General features: G+C 66.1%; 13 protein-coding genes and 1 pseudogene. 5 read left to right on the plus strand and 9 right to left on the minus strand.

The features are described from left to right. The first annotated feature begins 194 nt into the window (after window positions 1-194). The gene (locus VZL07_RS23160; protein WP_426749789.1) at window positions 195-1463 is read left to right on the plus strand and encodes a DUF418 domain-containing protein; all 1269 of its coding nucleotides are present in this window, start codon (window positions 195-197) and stop codon (window positions 1461-1463) included. Window positions 1464-1851: 388 nt separating this feature from the next. Here the strand turns inward: VZL07_RS23160 and VZL07_RS23165 are convergent, their stop codons facing one another. From VZL07_RS23165 to VZL07_RS23180, 4 genes are all read right to left on the minus strand, one after another. Beyond that, window positions 1852-2568 carry a hypothetical protein gene (locus VZL07_RS23165; RefSeq protein WP_426749790.1) on the minus strand — a complete coding sequence of 239 codons (717 nt, stop codon included), beginning with the start codon at window positions 2566-2568 and terminating at the stop codon, window positions 1852-1854. Window positions 2569-2832: 264 nt separating this feature from the next. After that, window positions 2833-3522 carry a helix-turn-helix transcriptional regulator gene (locus VZL07_RS23170; protein ID WP_426749791.1) on the minus strand — a complete coding sequence of 230 codons (690 nt, stop codon included), beginning with the start codon at window positions 3520-3522 and terminating at the stop codon, window positions 2833-2835. Between the two features lie 12 nt (window positions 3523-3534). Then, on the minus strand, window positions 3535-3945 hold the full coding sequence (locus VZL07_RS23175; RefSeq protein WP_426749792.1) for a DUF1761 domain-containing protein: 411 nt from the start codon (window positions 3943-3945) through the stop codon (window positions 3535-3537). Window positions 3946-4543: 598 nt separating this feature from the next. Beyond that, on the minus strand, window positions 4544-5308 hold the full coding sequence (locus tag VZL07_RS23180; RefSeq protein WP_426749793.1) for a hypothetical protein: 765 nt from the start codon (window positions 5306-5308) through the stop codon (window positions 4544-4546). 136 nt (window positions 5309-5444) lie between these two features. Here VZL07_RS23180 and VZL07_RS23185 point away from each other — a divergent pair. The 3 genes and pseudogenes from VZL07_RS23185 to VZL07_RS23195 form a co-directional block, all read left to right on the plus strand. Continuing rightward, window positions 5445-5645: pseudogene (locus VZL07_RS23185) on the plus strand (DUF6624 domain-containing protein); the annotation flags it as partial. A 720-nt stretch (window positions 5646-6365) separates the two neighbouring features. Beyond that, on the plus strand, window positions 6366-7793 hold the full coding sequence (locus VZL07_RS23190; RefSeq protein WP_426749794.1) for an ISKra4 family transposase: 1428 nt from the start codon (window positions 6366-6368) through the stop codon (window positions 7791-7793). Between the two features lie 956 nt (window positions 7794-8749). Continuing rightward, the gene (locus VZL07_RS23195) at window positions 8750-9403 is read left to right on the plus strand and encodes a hypothetical protein (protein WP_426749795.1); all 654 of its coding nucleotides are present in this window, start codon (window positions 8750-8752) and stop codon (window positions 9401-9403) included. On the opposite strand, the gene VZL07_RS23200 is transcribed toward VZL07_RS23195, so the two are convergent. The 3 genes from VZL07_RS23200 to VZL07_RS23210 all read right to left on the minus strand — a co-directional run bounded on the left by VZL07_RS23200 (window position 9360) and on the right by VZL07_RS23210 (window position 11751). Beyond that, a complete protein-coding gene (locus tag VZL07_RS23200; RefSeq protein WP_426749796.1) occupies window positions 9360-10922 on the minus strand; it encodes an asparagine synthase in 1563 nt (520 codons plus the stop codon). The two genes, VZL07_RS23195 and VZL07_RS23200, sit on opposite strands and share 44 nt — an antisense overlap. A gap of 18 nt (window positions 10923-10940) precedes the next feature. After that, window positions 10941-11087, minus strand: coding sequence for a hypothetical protein (locus tag VZL07_RS23205; protein ID WP_426749797.1), 147 nt, complete (start codon window positions 11085-11087; stop codon window positions 10941-10943). Window positions 11088-11523: 436 nt separating this feature from the next. After that, on the minus strand, window positions 11524-11751 hold the full coding sequence (locus tag VZL07_RS23210) for a sterol desaturase family protein (RefSeq protein ID WP_426749798.1): 228 nt from the start codon (window positions 11749-11751) through the stop codon (window positions 11524-11526). 86 nt (window positions 11752-11837) lie between these two features. Between VZL07_RS23210 and VZL07_RS23215 the strand changes: the two genes are divergently transcribed. Then, window positions 11838-12967, plus strand: a protein-coding gene (locus VZL07_RS23215) for an IS3 family transposase (protein WP_426749735.1) whose coding sequence is annotated in 2 segments (ribosomal slippage) — window positions 11838-12120 and window positions 12120-12967 — 1131 coding nt in all. Because the reading frame shifts where the segments join, the coding sequence is not laid out codon by codon here. A 90-nt stretch (window positions 12968-13057) separates the two neighbouring features. On the opposite strand, the gene VZL07_RS23220 is transcribed toward VZL07_RS23215, so the two are convergent. Further along, entirely contained in the window at window positions 13058-13993 is a 936-nt protein-coding gene (locus tag VZL07_RS23220) for a sterol desaturase family protein (protein ID WP_426749799.1), read from the minus strand. 501 nt (window positions 13994-14494) lie between these two features. After that, window positions 14495-16915 (minus strand): Ig-like domain-containing protein, encoded by a 2421-nt coding sequence (locus VZL07_RS23225; protein WP_426749800.1) that lies wholly within the window; start codon window positions 16913-16915, stop codon window positions 14495-14497. Between the last annotated feature and the right edge of the window lie 199 nt (window positions 16916-17114).

Consider the following 17114-nt stretch of genomic DNA (forward strand, 5'->3'; position numbering starts at 1 on the left):
TCTTCCGCTTGGCGGAGAAGACGAAGACGCATCTCTCCCGGTCCATCGCTTCCCGGAGCCGGACGAGATACCGGGCCGCGCGGAAGGTTGACCGGTGAGGGGGGAGGGTTGACGGGTGGGCGAGCGCGGCGTCTGCTTGATACATGTCAGAGACTGCTTCGCCTACGCCGACGCCACTTCTCGATGCTCGCCCCGTGGATGCCACCGAGCGAGTCGCTTTGCTCGACGCGCTTCGCGGCTTTGCCCTGTGGGGTGTCTTCGTCTCCAACAGCATCACGTGGTTCAGCGGCCGGGCCATGATGCAGCGGGACCAGCTCCTGGCCCTGGACACGCCGTTCCTGGAGGCTGCCCTCAGGACGGTTTACGACTTCACCATCAATCAGAAGTTCATGACGTTGTTCACGTTCCTCTTCGGGCTGGGTTTCAGCATCCAGTTCGCGCGCTCGGAGGCGCGTGGCACCTCCATCCTCCAGCTCTACTCGCGGCGGCTGCTGGTGCTCCTGGGGATTGGCGCGTTTCATCACTACGCCATCTGGTGTGGGGACGTGCTGGAGACCTATGCGCTGCTGGGCTTCGCGCTGATGTTGTTTCGCAACAGCTCGAACAGGACGGTGCTCATCTGGGCGGTATTGTTGCTGGGCGTGGTGCCCCTGGTGGTGCCGGCGCTGATGCGCCTCGTCCCTGTCTGGATGTACGGGGCGGAAGCGGCGGCCGAGGCGGCGAAGGCGAGGCAGGCCCTGATGATGGCGGGGCGCACGCAGCTACTGGAGGCCCTCTCGAGCGACTCGTTCTGGACCTCCCTGGCGGGAACGGCGCGCTTCAACGTGGACTCGTACCTGAGCATCAACCGAATCACGTGGATGTGCTCGGTCCTGGGCCGCTTCCTTCTGGGGCTGCTGGCGGGGCGCTACCTGTTGCTCCAAGACCTCGAGCGCAACCGCCGCGTGCACCTGCGGATGCTGTTCTGGGGCCTGTTCCTGGGCGCGATTGGCAATGGCACCCTGCTGGTCATCGGGCAAATGCGGCGGTCGGGGTTGCTGGACGCGAGCTCCAGCTCGTGGACGTGGCCCCTGGGGGGCATCCAGGAGGTGGGCTTCCTGGCGTTGGCGGGGGCGTACGTCGCCATCTTCGCGTTGCTGGCCCGGCGCGGATGGTGCCAGCGCTTCTTCAACCTGCTGATGCCCGTCGGCCGCATGGCGCTCACGAACTACCTGATGCAGTCGGTGGTGAGCGTATGCATCTATAACGGCTGGGGCCTGGGCCTCATCGCGAAGCTGCCCCCGTCGAGAGTCATCCTGCTGAGCCTGGGCATCTTCGTGGTGCAGGTGGTCTTCAGTCGCTGGTGGCTCACGCGCTTCCGCTTCGGCCCCGCGGAGTGGCTGTGGCGCTCGCTCACGTATGGACGGGCGCAACCCATGAAGGTGGCGCCACGGCAGGATGAGGCGGGCGCGGCGGCCGCGTGAGTCGCCAGCCCTGGACGCTGGCGGCGACCTCGCGTGGGCCGGCAGCTCCACGAGGCCGCGGAAGGGGCGGGGGCGCTGCGGAGCCCCCCCCGCACACGCAATTCTCTCCGAGAGGCGGAGCGGCGCCGGGGCTGACGTGGAGCTGCTGCGCCTCGCGCGCCAGGGGGCGGCTGGCACGCCGCCGTGATGACGGTCGCGATGTCGCTTCCTCGCCGCGACGCACTGCCGTACGTGGCCTTGCCCCATCCTTGATACAGTGGCAGAGGGCGGGGGACACCGCCGAAGTTGTCGCCCAGCGCGATGCGGAGGGCTGGTTCATCCATTGCAACGAATCGGACCCGGACAACCGAGGGCCGCTATCAGCTCCACTCCGCTCCTTGACAACGTGTCAGAGGAACCACCGGCCGAGATGTGAGCGGCGGATGAACCCTGCCCCAAAGGCAAGGAACATCAAGGCGAACGCGAAACCTAGCCAATCTGCACGCGCTCTTCCGAGAGACATAATTGCGCCGAAGAGGCAGGCAACGCCCCCGAGCAGCGTGGCTCGCGCAAACACCGCCAGCTTTGAGACCTTGCGTCCCTCGACACTCCCGATGACCGAAGCCGCTCGCGCAGCATCCAACTCGGCCTCGGTCATCCCGAGGGTGTGCATCAACATCCCCCACGCGCGTGGTTGGGGCAATGCATCTCCAACCCTCAGCGTCTTGCGCGCGAACGCCTCCAGGAGCGCTGTATCGTCTTCCTCATCAGAGCTCTCCTTCGCGGCCTCGAGCTCCTCATCCGAGAACAACCATGCTTCCCATGGCTCCGGGGCTCCCTCTACACGGGTCCAACCATGCTCCTCGAAAACGATACAGCGTCGTACCTGGCCGTCTTCGCAGTGCATGACGCTCATCACATCGGCTGAAGTCTGTATGAGCACCCAGATGACCTGGCCAGGAACCTGCGTTGACAGAGCGAGCGCGGTGGACTCACCATCGTCAACGCCAGGCAGCTGTAACTCGACCCAGCCCGATACATGGCGTATCGGACACGTTCCCACGTCGTCCGGACGGAAGCCGGTGGGTACTTCCCCGTGCATGTAAATTGCGTTCCAGGTAGCCATTGTCTCCTACTACTACGCGCCTCTCCTGTTGTGCATCCGCTTGTTGAGACGCCGGGGTGGCCGCCATCAGGCCACCTGCTTGGGGCCGAGCTCCTCCCGCCGGGCCTGACTCGGCGAGTGGTGATGGAGGCGCTCCAGGCAGCCCTGCGGCTCGCAGCGCGGTCCATGTGGGCGGATGATCACGCGCCTTGGCGCACTGTGGACCGGGCTTGACGCACCCATGCCGCAGCGACCGAATTCTGGGTAGGCGCAGGTCGCGCCAATCTACTTCGTTTGACGCAGCTGTGCTTCCCAGCGCCGGCGCAATACAGAGCGGCGCTCGGGGTAGGGCGCGTCGAGGAAATTCACGCTGAGCAAGCGCTCCGTCCTGAAGATCCGAAAGTCCTGGCGCAGCTCACACCAGGCGATCAACACGCGAACGCCGGTCACGTAGCCCACGAGGATTGGCCACACCGTGCGCTTGCTCGTTGTGCCTTCCGAATCGGCGTAGTGAATGTGGAGCTTCAATTGCTTCCGCGACCACTCACGCAGTCGGCTCAGGTCGACGGTGCCGTCCGGATTCCGCTGCTTCGCTGGCGGAGTGCCCACCACCGGGTCGTCGACCAGCTCGCGCAGGTGCTCGGGGATGATGGCCGCGACCTTCGCCAACACATCTCCCGCTGCTGCCGACAACGTCATGTCTGCGTTGGCCGCGACCCACTGTGCGCCGAGCACCACCGCCTCGATTTCACTCGGCGTTAGCATCAACGGAGGCAGGTCGAAGCCGCGCTCGAGCACGTAGCCGACACCTGCTTCTCCTCGAACCGGTACGCGACGCGCCATCAGCGCTGAGAGGTCCCGGTAAACCGTGCGCTGACTCGTCTCGAGTTGCTCGGCGATCGCACTGGCTGTCATCGGTCCCTTTGCGCGCCGCAGCACCTGCAGAATCTCGAACAACCGGTCAGCGCGTCGCATGCGTCCCCTGTACTATGCCATGGCCGTAAGAATCGCGCAGCTCACGAGGTTGCTGAGCAGGAAGTAGGGAGCGTTGATGGCACCGTACAGGACCGGCCGCGGGATGTTCGGGTTGATGGCCACGTTGAACACCGTGGCAACGAGATAGCCAATTCCGCTGATGGCTCCGAACACGAGCGCATTCGACATCGCGTCGATGTGAAACGAGCGCAGCAGAATCGCGTTCGCCATCGTCACCACGAGTCCGCAGAGCAGAGGCCCTGCGATGAAGATTGGCTCCGGCTTACGGCCCACGAGGTCGGTGCGATCGAGCGCCCGCGCATACGGCTTCGGGATGACACCCATGAACCACGCCGCGCCGAGTAGCTGCAGCGCCACGGCCGAGAGAAGAACCGCGAACCAGTTGATCGAAAGAGTGAACATCGGGTGCGTCCCCGGTTGAGGTGAGACGCATGAAGTACTGCCACCCTGCTGCCACCGTGGTGGCAGCAGGGAATCGCCTGCCTCACGTCGCCGTCGGTCACCACCGCGGCAGTGAAGTGCCCCGGCTCCGTAGCGCGTTCCGGGCTTGGGTCATCAGGCGGCCGGGCGATTCGCAGCCGAGCGCGGAGTGCCGCCGGTTGCCCATGGAGGGACGCACGCCGGCTCCCCGGCACCGCAGGCCGAAGGCGAGCGAGGTGTATGGGGCACTCTGGTCCGAGCGGTGAATGGCACCAGTTGGCCGCCTTGGCCGCAGAGCCATCCCAGGCGCTTGCAGGGCAAGCTCGGCCCGCTGGTGGGGGGCATGGCCCATCCGACGGTTCTTCGGCGCCAGCCATCCATCACCACGGCCAGGTAGAGGAAGCCGCCCGAGGTGGGCTCGTGCGCGATATCGGCCACCCGGAGTTGGCTGGGGCCGGGCGCCTCAGTCTGGTGGTCGGCCAGGTCCGGAGCCGGCCGCGACTGCTCGTCCCGCACGGTCGTGGTGCATCGCTTCCGTCAGCTCACGCCCTGTAGGCCGACCGCACCGGGGCAGCTTCCGTCACGACTCGACGATGAACGTGGTGTAGTCCACTCCGGTGTTGCCGGTGACGGGGTCGTATGCAGTCACGGTGACTTCGTAGATGCCGTGCTGCTGGACGGTCAGCGCTGCCTCGAAGGTGCTGGTCTTCCCGGCATACTTCAGGGGGAGCTGGGTGAGCGGCTTCCCGTTGTGCTTCACCGTGGCCTCCAGCTCATACCGGTTGGAGTCCCAGAGTCCCTTGGGCTCGGTAGGGCAGCCACACATGAGCGTGAGGTTGGCGCGAAGAGGAAGGGTGAGCTTCTTGTCGGCCGGGAGCTTGAAGAACTCGTGGGCTGACGGGGTCACCACATCCATGACGAAGCCGGGAAGCTCCAGGATGAGGCCATCGCCATCGAGGTGCTTGCCGGGCAGCATCCAGAGCTGGGTCGTGCTGGTGGCGAGTGCCTGCCGCTGCGCGAGGGGCCCGGACACCTCCACGGTCACCAGCCGAGGTTCGGTGAGCTCCAGGGTGGCCGTGAACTTCGCGGAGGACGCGTCCGCGAGCGGCGCCCCCCGCGCTTGTGGCTGCTTCATCAGCGTCTGGGTATTGCCTGTCGAGCCGGCGGTGACACCGCTGGCCAGCACCTGGCCGGACTGCGCATCCCGGAGCACCACCCGCACGCCCCCCATCGACGTCCCGACGAACTTCCCGTCCCGGGCGCGAGCCCTCACGACCAGTCGTGTCTCGGTTGCCAGGGCCGTCGTGGAGAACAATAGCAGGGTCCAGAGAAGGAGGCTTCGCATGACTTGCTCCGTGACGGAAGGTCTTGAGCGGAGCGGCATAACACGGCATGCGCACGGGAGGCGCACGCCCTGGCGGAGGAACGCCTCAATGCGGCACTGACAGTGGGGCTTCGCGAGTGAGGAGTCGTACCTCACGGACCGGGTGCTGGTGAACATCAGCAAGCCGCAGCGCTACGCCACCCAACTGGAGGAGGTGAATGGATGGATGGTGCCCAAGGAATTGGAGGACCCGGAGAAGGTGAACGAGCGGCGCGCCGCCGTGGGGCTTGGGACGCTGGAGGAATACATCGCGAGCTTCGAGCGGATGAAGGCCGCCGCGACCCAGCAGAAGCCCTGATTCACGACTCGGCTGATGGAGCCGGGCACCTGGGAGCGCCGGGAAGATTGAGCACCGCTTGGGGCCGAGGCGGTAGTAGTCCAGCCCCAAGCGAAGCGCCTGCCGCAGCTCGGTCATTTCGTCGACGAGGCCGTTGGGGGTGGTGCGCTGGCGCAGCGGCCGCCCCGGGCACTCAATAGCCTGCAGTTGAGGGCTGTCGGGCGGTCGCCGGCACAGCGTCAGAGCGGGCCTGCTCGAAGGAACCGGCAGGTAGGTCGGTAGCGGCGCATGCCATGGCGGTGCCCGATGAACCCGCGACTCGCGGCGGATTCATCCGAGCCGTGAATGAGGTCGTTCGAGAACCATCATCGTCTGGTTGAAGATACCTAGAGGGCCTTGGCAGTCGCCTCATCGAAGGGTCGGCTGTCGCAGGTGACCAAGCCCGGATAGACGGCGTTGTCGGGCGCGGGCGGGTGATAGCAGGCCATCAGGTCATGATGACCGCACCCTTTTGCCTCGAAGACCTCCCATGCATCGAATCGCGCGCGTTCGGCTGCCATTTGCGCTTCTCGATCTTGGCGCCACTTGGCCAAGCGGGCAGGGTCCTTCGCCACCTCCTCCGGGGGTGTGGCTCTGGAACTGAGCAACGAGTGAGCAAACAGGCAGGGGGCTCGCCGGGTGCCTAGTGGTCGGCAGAATGAGAGGTTTCTGGCGGGTTGTGCCACCGGAGGACACCAGACGATGCCGAAGGTCACCATCGAAGTGCCGGAAGGGTTCGAGGACAGCGTGAAGGCGCTGGAGGAGACGCTGAAGCGCGCCCACCGAGGGGTGGAGGGGGCGAGCAGAGGGGACCTGGCCGCGTTCGACGCCGCGTGGCAGGAGGTGAATGCGGGAGCGGAGCAGACGGAACGGTTGCTGAAGCGGAGGTTGCTTCGAGGGCTCGACGTCGACGCGGCCCGAGTCCTCATCGAAGGCCAGCCCTACGTGCGAGTCGGCCGGTACCCGGCGACGTACAAGACGCGGCAAGGGCCCGTCGAAATAGAGAGAAGCCTCTACCGGCGGGTGGGCGAGCGCAATGGCCTCACGGTGGACACCATCAGTGTCCAAGCCGGGTGCGTGGCGGACGGCTGGTTGCCGGAGGCGGCGGTGCCCATGGCGTACCTGCTGGCGCGGGGCACCTCGCGGGAGGCAGAAGCGACGGCGCGCCAGGTGGGCGTGCTGCCCTATTGCCGCGCCTCCTTCGAGCGGGTGGGGCATGAGGTGGGAGCGCTGTACGGTGGCCAGCGGCCCCGGGTGGAGGCGGCGCTGGCCCGGGCGCAGCGAGTGCCCCGAGGCACCCGGAGTGTGAGCGTCAGCATGGACAGGGTGGCGGTGCCGATGGAGGAGCCGAAGAAGCGGCCAGTGGGCCGCCCTCGCAAGGGCGCCCCCACGCGCCGGGTGGACGTCGTCTGGCGAATGGCCTACGCCGCCTGCCTCACCTTCCATGACGCCCACGGCGAAGCGCTGGGCACCCTCCGCTACGGGCGGATGCCGCGGGGCGAGGCCCGCGAGGTTGCCGAGCGCCTGGCCCGCGACGTCCAGGCCCTGGTTTCCAGACGGCGCGGCCTCTACGTCGCCGTCCTCACCGATGGCGCTCCCGAGTTGCACACCTTGCTGGACGAGGCGCTCGCCACCCATGCCCCCTCGGCCAAGAAGCCGGTGCGCCTGGTGGACTTCTGGCACCTGATGGAGAAGCTCGGAAGTGCGGCGCGCGTGGTGGCTGGGGAAGAGAAGGCCTCCGTGCTGCGTGAGAAGTGGAAGCTGTCCCTGCTCAATACGCCCGGGGCGGCGTGGACCATTGCCATGGCGTTGCACGCCAGCGGCAAGCGGCACGTCGTCCTCGGTGACGGCCAACCGGTGCATGAGGCCCTCACCTACCTGGAGAACCACGGCGAGCGAATGCACTATGCCGAGGCGCGAGCGCGGGGACTGCCCATTGGCAGCGGCAACGTGGAGGCCACCTGTAAGTCTCTCGTCTCCCTGCGCATGAAGCGCCCTGGCGCCCGCTGGAAGGAGGCGTCTGGCCAGCACATCCTGGACTTGCGCGCCCTGGTGCTCTCGGAGCGGTGGGACGAAGCTATGCACCTCACGCTTGCACCGCACAGGGCCGACGTTCGGCGCGCAGCATGATCAGGATGGGAGCCACACCCTCCTCCGGTGGTGAGGGAAGCGACGGTTTCCCTAGAACGACATTGCTCCATTTGATGTCTGACCGCGCTTGCACCGTGACGCGGTCCTCGGGGCAGCTGTGCTTCTTTCCGAATTCTTCGCGGGCGCCGGTCTTGATCGATTTGCAGGCGATGAACGGCGTGAAGAGCAATGGGACAAGCGGGGCCAGCCAATGGCGCGGGGCGTTTCGCACTGAGGAAACATAGCGCTCAGCGCGCAGGTGCGACACGTACGATCGGTGAAGCCCAGGGGGATGAACAGGTTTGGGGTTCCCCCATAGAAGCCCCATGGCGGTTTTCCACGAGGGGGGAGCCGCCTCCCTGAATGAAGCCCTGTGCGAACCCGTTCCCGGTGTCTCTCTAGAGACTGCGACGGAAAGCACGAGGAACATCATGGGGTTGCGCGCACCGTTCACATTCGAGGGCGATTGAGTCTCCGCGAACTTCTCCGCGGCCGTTCCCGGATATCGCGGATAGGGGATGGTGTGGCTTTTTGTCGCACGGACTTGAGGCGCCGGACCTGTAGGACCCTGGGCTACCCCGGCATGCAGCACCGGCTCCCTCGTGTCCAACCCTTCTCGTGGCCCCACAGGTGAATCAATGTTGGCGGTGCATTCCGACGGTCGCGCCGCGAAAAGTGACGCGCCGGTGGCCGTGCACCGGGGCAGCGCCCAGTCTGAAGCAGGCGGCGGGCCCGGCCCGTCTTGTCCGGCCGGGTCGATGACCTTGCCTGTCTTGTCGCACTGCCGGATGCAGACTCGATGCCCCCCGTGACGCAGCGACCGAAGTCTGGGTAGGCACACGGGGATGGAGACAGTTCGGACTCCGCCCTCAAGTGCGACGCGGTCGGGTGGTGTACCTCGTGGAAGTCGGACAGCACGCCGGTGACGGATGCCCCCTGCGCTGAACGGAGGCTCGGTGCGTGATGGCCTGTACCGCCTGGATCGCGGCTCGGAGAACGCGCGTGCCCTGCTCATCAAGGGTAAGTCCGTCCTCATTGTGGGCAAACTCTGGGGGAGCATCCTGGGGACCTGGAAGGTGGATGGGGGCCCCATGGTCATCACCACAACGAGCGCCTACCGAAGAGGCTCCTTCAGCGAGACCTTCCGTTATGCGTTCGCCGTCAAGGGAGACATGCTGCACCTGTACGAGGACGAGTTCGAGGACATGCCCATCGAGGTCTGGCGCAAGGTGGACTCGCTCTGTGGGGAGAACGCCTCGTTCAACTGCAAGGTGAGTACCTGCACCTGCAAGTACGTGGCGAGCTCGTCCTTCGAAACCTCGGAAAGGTGCTTCTGGGCCAGGACGTCACGGGCCTCGGGCAACGCCGGTGCCGGCGGATCCGTCGAGAAGCTGCATCAGGTCCGCGCGGGTGATGACGGCACCGCCAGCGCCGCCGCCATGCAGCCACTCAGTGACGCGGCCCCTGCCGTGCCCTGGAAGCTGATTGCGGCTGCCGCCACCATTGTCCGCCGCCGCATCGTCAGTCTCGCCTCTTCGGCGGCTGGATGCCCTTTCTCCAGAATGCTCAGTCGAGAGGGCGGTCGGTCTGGAAGAAGCAGGCGAGCTTAAGGAATCGGAACAGCGCGTTGTAGCTGGCCCGATCGAGCCGGTCGATGTCGCTGGCCAGCGCCGCGAGAATCGCCGCGGTGTCGATCTCAGCATGGCGCGATAGCGGAGAGTGTTCGACGAGCTGTCGCAGATAGGCGCGGTTTTCGGCGATGCCGCGTCGCGCCACCGGGTCGAAGCTCTCCTTGGCGTACGCCGACTCGAACGCCGGATCGCCCAGCCACTTGGTCAGCGTCTGGCGCAGTATGCGGCGGTCGCGCCGGAATGCCGCGGGCAAGCGTGAGACAAATCGCGCCAGGGCGACGTTCAGATAGGGGTAGACCGGCCACAGACCGTACCGCAGCAAGCGTTGCGATTGGCTCGCGGCACTCTGCCAACAGGTCTGCTGCAGCCAGGCCGACGGATAGGTGCTGCGCGCGCTGAGCGCAGTCGCCATGCCGCGGGCTGTGAGGAACGGGCACGCCGGCGGCTCGGCTGCGACCTCCTCTTCCCCGGCTTCACCTCGATACGCGAAATAGAGTTCGTCCCCACCGAATCCCGAGACGAGCGTGTCGATACCCGCGGAGCGCAGCATGTGAAATGCGGCCTCGAAGATTTCCGGGTAGTTCTCATCTTCTGGCCACACCTGATAGCGGAGTCGCCGCAAGCTCTGCGGGGCGAAGGGAGCATAGCGCCCGGCCGGCAGGGAAAGGTCGGCGAAGCCGCCAGCGCGGCACAGCAGCAGACGGCGCGCGCGTTGCGCTTCCCCCATCGCGCCGTCGAACTGCGCGCCAATGCTCATCGCGCCGTCGCCGGTCACGTGCGCTGTGGCGAGCGCGGTCAGCGCCGAGTCCATACCGCCGCTCAACTCCACCGCGGTTCGCCGCGGGTCAAGGGGGCGCGCGTCGAGGATCGAGATCACCGTTTCGCGGAACAACGCCTCGACGTCGACACCGGGCGGAATCTCGCGTGGACCGTCGTGGCGCACCGGTTCCGGCAGAACGGCATCCACCCCCGCTGTGGTAACCACCAGCGTCGCCCCTGCCGTGGCGCGATATAGCCCCGATAAAATCGTCGCCGGGCCATATGTGGAGATGCCGGCAATGTGGGCGAGCACGTAATCCCACACGAACTCGTGGGGGCCGGTGCCGAGCAGGCGGGCATAGTCCCAATCGAAGCGAGCGCGGCCCTCGGTCGCGAGGCAATAGACCGGGATCGATATCGTCGGCGAAGCTGTGTATCGGATTGCGCGCCGCCGACGGTCGATGGTCAACGCGGCGAAATCAAGTGGGTAGTTCTCGAGGTCGTCGAGGTGCGCCTGGATCAGGCCTTCCGTAGCGCCGACGACATGCTCGAGCCCTTCCGGATCGTCGGCGAAGCGCTCTAGGACAATGGCGACGATTCGATCGGCGCCCTCCAGGAGCACGGCCCGCAGCATCCGGTGCTGCACGAGCAAGACCCGCGAGCGGCCGATGGAAAAGCCCCCCTCGATGAGGCCAAGGGGAGCTGAAAGGTCGTCGAACGCAAGGTCGGCGTGCAACATCGCGATCGACCGACGGGCTCAGGGGTAGCCGCCGAACCGGTCGTTGCCCTCGTTGATCTTCGGAGCCATTGGCGCACCGGGGTCGGACACTGTGGAGGCAGGCAGTACGCTGTCGAGTGCCTCAAGCTGCGTCTGGAACCGCTTCGACTTAGACGATCTGGTCATAACCATCTCCTCCTGCCTGGCGGGAAACGCCCAACACCGGGCGACTCGGAAGCCGCCAGGGTGACAATCATGCCAGTACTGCCGGGCAGACACAATCAACCGGGGGCAGTGGCGGGCCAGCGTCATCGCGGCTGCTTCACCAGGAATGCATCGGCCTGCTGCTGCAGGCCCTGCTCCAGCTTTGATGCATCGCGCCCATGCTCCCCGGCCAGCGTGAACGGGCTTTCTCCACGAGTTTCCCTTCAGCTGCGATGAACCGCCACGCGAAGCGGTGCGCGTGGAGCTGAGCACTTCGGTGCGCCCTGTTCGTCCGTGATGTCCCAGCGCCTTGACGCACTGCCGAATGTGGCCCTGATGCGCTCAGGGCGCAGCGGCCGGATTAGGGTAGGCACCGCGGGAGCGCGACGGACGCGGGCGACGCTCACGGATACTCAGCCTATCCGTAGGGCGTCTCTTCGTTCCGTTGGAACGGGTAGACGAGCTGCCCCAGGTATGTCTCCGGGGGCTGGAATTTCGTTGTTCCATAGCGCGACGGCCAGTGGGCCGGTAGGTGAGCAGTGCCGAAGAGCGCATCGATGAACGACAGGAAGACGGCGAAGTTCTTGTCGATTCCTTCCTCATCCGACGTGTGATGCCAGTGGTGGAATTCCGGTGTCGCGAACACCCAGCGCAGATAGGTGAAGTGGACCCCGTTTTTTGGACCACCCCCATCTTTGCGTTTTGAGCCGACTCCCACGTAGGAGAACGGCCATGAAGCAGAGGAACAAGAAGCGGTTCGACCCGGAGTTCAAGGCGCGCGTAGCGCTGGAGGCGCTGCAGGAGAAGGAGAGCCTGGCGCAGCTGGGGCGCCGGCACGGGGTGCACCCGGTGCTGGTGGGCCAGTGGAAGAAGCAGCTGCTGGAGAAGGCGGCCACGGCCTTCACCACCGAGGCCGCGGGGCGGGACGCCGAGAAGGTGCAGGACGAACTGCTGCGGAAAATCGGCGAGCTGACGGTGGAGCGCGATTTTTTAGCGCGCGGGCTGCAGCGCTCCCGCTGAGCGAGAGGCGAGCGATGGTGCAGCCCGGACTCGACACGCTCTCGGTGCGCAAGCAGTGCGACCTGCTCCAGGTCTCGCGCTCGGGGCTCTACTACCAGCCCATCGAAGTGAACGCCGAGGAGCTCCAGCTCATGCGCCGCATCGACGAGCTGTACCTGGCGCGGCCCTTCTACGGCAGCCGCCGCATGACGGTGGTGCTCCAGCACGAGGGGTACGAGGTGAACCGCAAGCGCGTGCAGCGGCTCATGCGCCTCATGGGCCTGGAGGGGATGGCACCTGGGCCGCATACCAGCCGGCCCCACCCGGAGCATCCCGTCTACCCGTACCTGCTTCGAGGGCTGGCTATCGTGAAGCCGAACCAGGCCTGGGCGGCCGACATCACGTACGTGCCGCTGGCGTACGGGTGGGCGTACCTGGTGGCCATCATGGACTGGTTCAGCCGGGTGGTGCTGGCCTGGCGCGTGTCCAACACGCTCTCGACGGACTTCTGCATCGAGGCTCTCGAAGAGGCCCTGCGCCACCATGGACCTCCCAGCATCTTCAACACCGACCAGGGGGCGCAGTTCACGGACAAGGACTGGCTCGCGGTGCTCAAGGGGCAGCAGGTGCGCATCAGCATGGACGGCAAGGGCCGGTGCGTGGACAACATCTTCGTCGAGCGGCTCTGGCGCAGCCTCAAGTACGAGGAGGTCTATCTCAACGCCTACGCCGACGTGCGCCAGGCCTGGGCGGGCGTGGGCCGCTGGCTGCGCTTCTACAACCTTGAGCGCCCGCACCAGGCGCTCGGGTACCGCACGCCCATGCATGTCTACCGCACCGGCCTCATCGAGCACGCGGCGTGACTCCACAGGCCTCCACAGCTATCCACAGGTTACGAGTCTCCCCCCGCGCCCCCCTCGACACGACCACGACGACGACGTATCAACACACTCTCACCGTCGGCTCAGGCGCAAAGATGGATTGCCCCAAAGTGGTCCAGCCGATGGGGTCCACCTCAAGGGCCAGCGGTGGTTCACGTTGGCGTGGATGTACACGGCGTGGAAGGACACGAAGACGAGGTAGCCATAGATGGCGGACGGGCTGAAGCCCATCAGGAACACCGGCACGAATCCCGCGATTCGGTTGACGAGCACGTCCACCAGGTGCGAGCGCGAGCTGGCCAGCCAATCCATCTGAAGACTGGAGTGGTGGATGGCGTGGAACCTCCACATCCATGGCACCTGGTGGAAGGCGCGGTGCACCCAGTAGCTCACCAGGTCCACCGCCACGAGGATTTCGAAGAACTGCAGCCACACCGGCTGGGCGGCTACGTGCGCCTGGAAATCCATGCGTACCGCCCAGGAGAAGAAGACCTGCACTGGAATCAGCACCATGAAGGAGATGAGCTGCACACCCACGTGGCTGACAAAGAAGTGCTTGAGGTCCGTCTGCCACCCCTCCCGGAAGATGCGCTGAGGGCGGAGCTCCCAAAGCCGCTCCATGGGAATGAACAGCAGCCCCAGCACGAGGAGCTCCAGCGCGAAGTAATCCAGTCCCGCGCTCAGCGCACGCGGCTGATGGGTGAGTGGCTCCGCCTCGCTACCGCCAAGCAGCAGGGCTACCATCGCGAGCAGCATGGCAATGCCGCCATGCGCCTTGGAGCGCAGGGTGAGCACGCTGAAGGCTCCCAGCGCGAAGGTGGCAACGATGGCCGCCTGGAGGACGCCCCGAAACAGCCCCAGGTGCTCCACGTAGAAGGCCCGGCTGTCGTTGGACACCAGCAGGTGGGGAAACAAGAAACAGAATTCGGCGCACACGCACAGTACGCCGAGCAAGCCGCTGGTGACGCCGGCGCGCTTGCCCAGCTTGATGCGCAGGGCAGGAGTCAAGGGGAGTTCCAAGGGCGCCTTCCAGAGAGAGAACGATGTGACTCAAGCCTATGCTACTTCCCGTCCAACGCTAGCTCCGCCGCTGCCGCTGGAGCTGACTTCGCAGGCGCGCCGGTTCCGGGCCTCATTGGGCTGGTGGGCTCTGGTCTGCAAGGCTCGCCCACTTTCTTCCAGGGGGCGGAATGTGCGCATCATGCACAACTGCTCCTGGTGGGCAGGTGAGTCTCTCAGCACAGCTGGTTCCCTTGTTGGCGGTCGTGCGGAAGCGCAGGTTCCTGGTCATCGGCTCGACTGGTTTTCCAGGGCGCCGGCTACCGCATGCCCCGCCGAGTCAAGGGCAAGCTCGCCCCGCTCGGCGCCCCTGTGATTCGGGGAACGCGCGGTGACAGGGCGCTACCGGCCAGCGCTCGGAGCGCACTGGCCTGAAGGCAAGGCCCTCTCCGGCCTGGATGCGCGCCGCTCGTACGACATGGACGGCGCGCATCAGGGGCCCCCATTGACTCAGTACACCACCACTGAGGCGTAGACCCTGGTGCCGTTCGTGAAGGCCACCAGGGCGCCGCCGTTCGACGGAAGCGCCGCGACTGCTGGCGCGGCGCCTGGGCCTACAGTCCTGGCATCCGTGGCCAGAATCATGGCGGCCCCCACGAGCATCCGGTCCAGCTGGATGTCGCCCGTCCCCCGCTGGGACGCGATGTAGCCGTTGCCGAGCGCGTCCGCGTCAATCGTCCGGAGGGGCGCGGGACTGATGTCCGTGGGGAGGCCCGGCACCTGGGTGCTCGTCCCCGGCTCGGACATCGGGATGACGTCCACGTTGTCGTCTCCAAAGGAGCCTGTGGCGTAGATGAAGCCGTTGGAGCCCGTCCAGTCCGAGAAGAACGCCTGCCCCGGTGGGGAGCTCGGCGGGCCGAAGGTGGTCCCCTGGTCGCTGCTGCGGCGGATGCGGAAGGAGGGGTCGTCGCTCACCGAGAAGACATCTCCGCTGACCTTGTCAACGATGATGTCGAAGAAGGCATTGTCCTGGTCTACGTCCGTCGCGCTGAAGTCGTTCGCGCCTCGCGTGAAGTTCTGCAGGACGCGCACCCCCGCGGAGCCTTGCGAGACGGAGATGTAGAGGGCGTCGCCCCTGGAATCCAGACTGAGGGTAGGACTGGCCGCCGGGCTGAGGATTCGCGGTGCTTCCCAGCTTGCTCCCGCGTCGACGGTCCGGGTGAACATCAGCGTGCCCGCGCTGGTGGCGGCGACATAGGCGACCCCGGTGGGGCCGCCTTCAATCGCGACTTCAGCCGCGTTGGTGATGCCCAGGGGAGTGGGCCCTACCCAGGTGCGGCCACGGTCCACGCTCACGCTGACATGGACCGCGCCACCACAGTTCATGGCGACGTAGAAGCGCCCCAGTGCATCCACCGCCGCCTTGCGGCCTGGATTCGAGTTGGCGGTGGTGCAGTTCATTGTTCCACTGATGAGTGTGGGGGGCACATTCGAGAACGCATCCAGTTGGCACGCGGCGTCGCAGCCATCCCCGGGAGTCGTGCCGCCATCATCGCATTGCTCTCCCGTCACGCTGTCGACCAGGCCGTCGCCGCATACCTCCACGCCCTGGCAGTCCGCTCTGCAGCCGTCTCCCGCGACGCGGTTGCCGTCGTCACACACCTCACCCGAGTCGATGTAGCCGTCGCCGCAGACAGGCGGTCCCCTGACGGTGAGGCTGACCGTGGCGGTATTGGAGGGCAGCGTGCCGTCGGTGGCCGTGAAGGTGAATGGGTCCTCCCCTTGGAAGTCCGCGGCCGGTGTGTAGAGCACCACGGCGCCCGTCCCGGACAGGGTTCCGTGAGCGGGAGCCGCCACGGTGAACGTGAGCGCATCCCCATCCACGTCCGTGGCCGCCAGCGTGATGAGCGTCGGCGTGTTGTAGCTCACCGTCACAGAGACAGAGGAGGCCACGGGTGCGTCGTTGACCGGGGTCACCAGGACCGAGACGGTGGCCGTTGTCTGCTTCTTGCCGTCGGAGACCGTGACCTGGAAGGCGTCCTCTCCGGCGAAGTTCGCGTTCGGGGTATACGTCACCGCCGCCCCCGTACCCGTGAGCATCCCATGGCCGGGCAGGGTGAAGGAGAAGTCGAGCACGTCTCCATCCGGGTCCACCGCGGAGATGGTGATGTCCACCGGGATGTCCTCGGAGGTGGTCGCGTGGACGTCCTCGACCCTGGGCGCTGAGTTGTCGTCGCAAACGCTTGGCTGCCCTGTGCACGTGTAGCCCGGCTCCACCTCACAGACACTGCTACAGCCGTCTGTAGAGCGCTGGTTGCCGTCGTCACACGTTTCGAACCCGCCCAGCACCCCATCACCACAAACGGCCCGTAGTGACGTCTCCACCGCGTCCACCAGGTAGAGCGCGAGCACTGTGCCCCTCAGCCGCACGTAGCGATAGGGCACGTTCCCCGAGTACGTCGCCACCGCCACGTGCGTCCCCAGGCCCAACTCCACCAGGTGCAACGAGCTGGAGCCGATGTAGGTCCCATCCGCCTTCAGGAAGTCCACCTGCGCCACCAGCGCCAATGACAGCCCCTGGTAGTAGACGCGCAGGTCGCCGGTGCCTTCCTCTCCCTGGCCCAGGTCCAGCACCAGCGCCGCGTTGAGCAAGCCCAGCAGCGTCGCAGCCTGCCCGTCCGGAGCGCCCAGCGCTGCTCTCGCGTTGAGCACTGTCGCCGTGGTGCCCGATGCCACGGCGTCCGCATACGGGTCCCACGTCAACGAGGCTTCCGGGCGCTCACGCGTCAACGCCCCGTTGTCCTCTTGCGACGCCCCATCCTCCAGAAGACGAGCCTGCTCCTCCGGGGACTCCACACCACATGCTCCCAGTGACAGGGCCAGCATCACGCGCAGCCCCCACGAACGCAGCACTTCGGAACGGCTTCGCATCGAGTGCCTCCCCAGGGGGCAGGATGTAGCCCTCAATGGGCCGTCCCCCTCATCGAATGCATGATATCAATCCACACTCCCTGGCGCTCGGCGCGCAACACGTGGATGGCCAACTTCGTCTGACCACCAGTCGCCAAACACTTGAGTGCCATGGACCCCGAGTCCCTGACATGCGTCCGTCTGCCTCCGCGAGTTGTGA

Source organism: Pseudomyxococcus flavus, assembly GCF_050038885.1.
GTDB classification, from domain to species: domain Bacteria; phylum Myxococcota; class Myxococcia; order Myxococcales; family Myxococcaceae; genus Myxococcus; species Myxococcus flavus.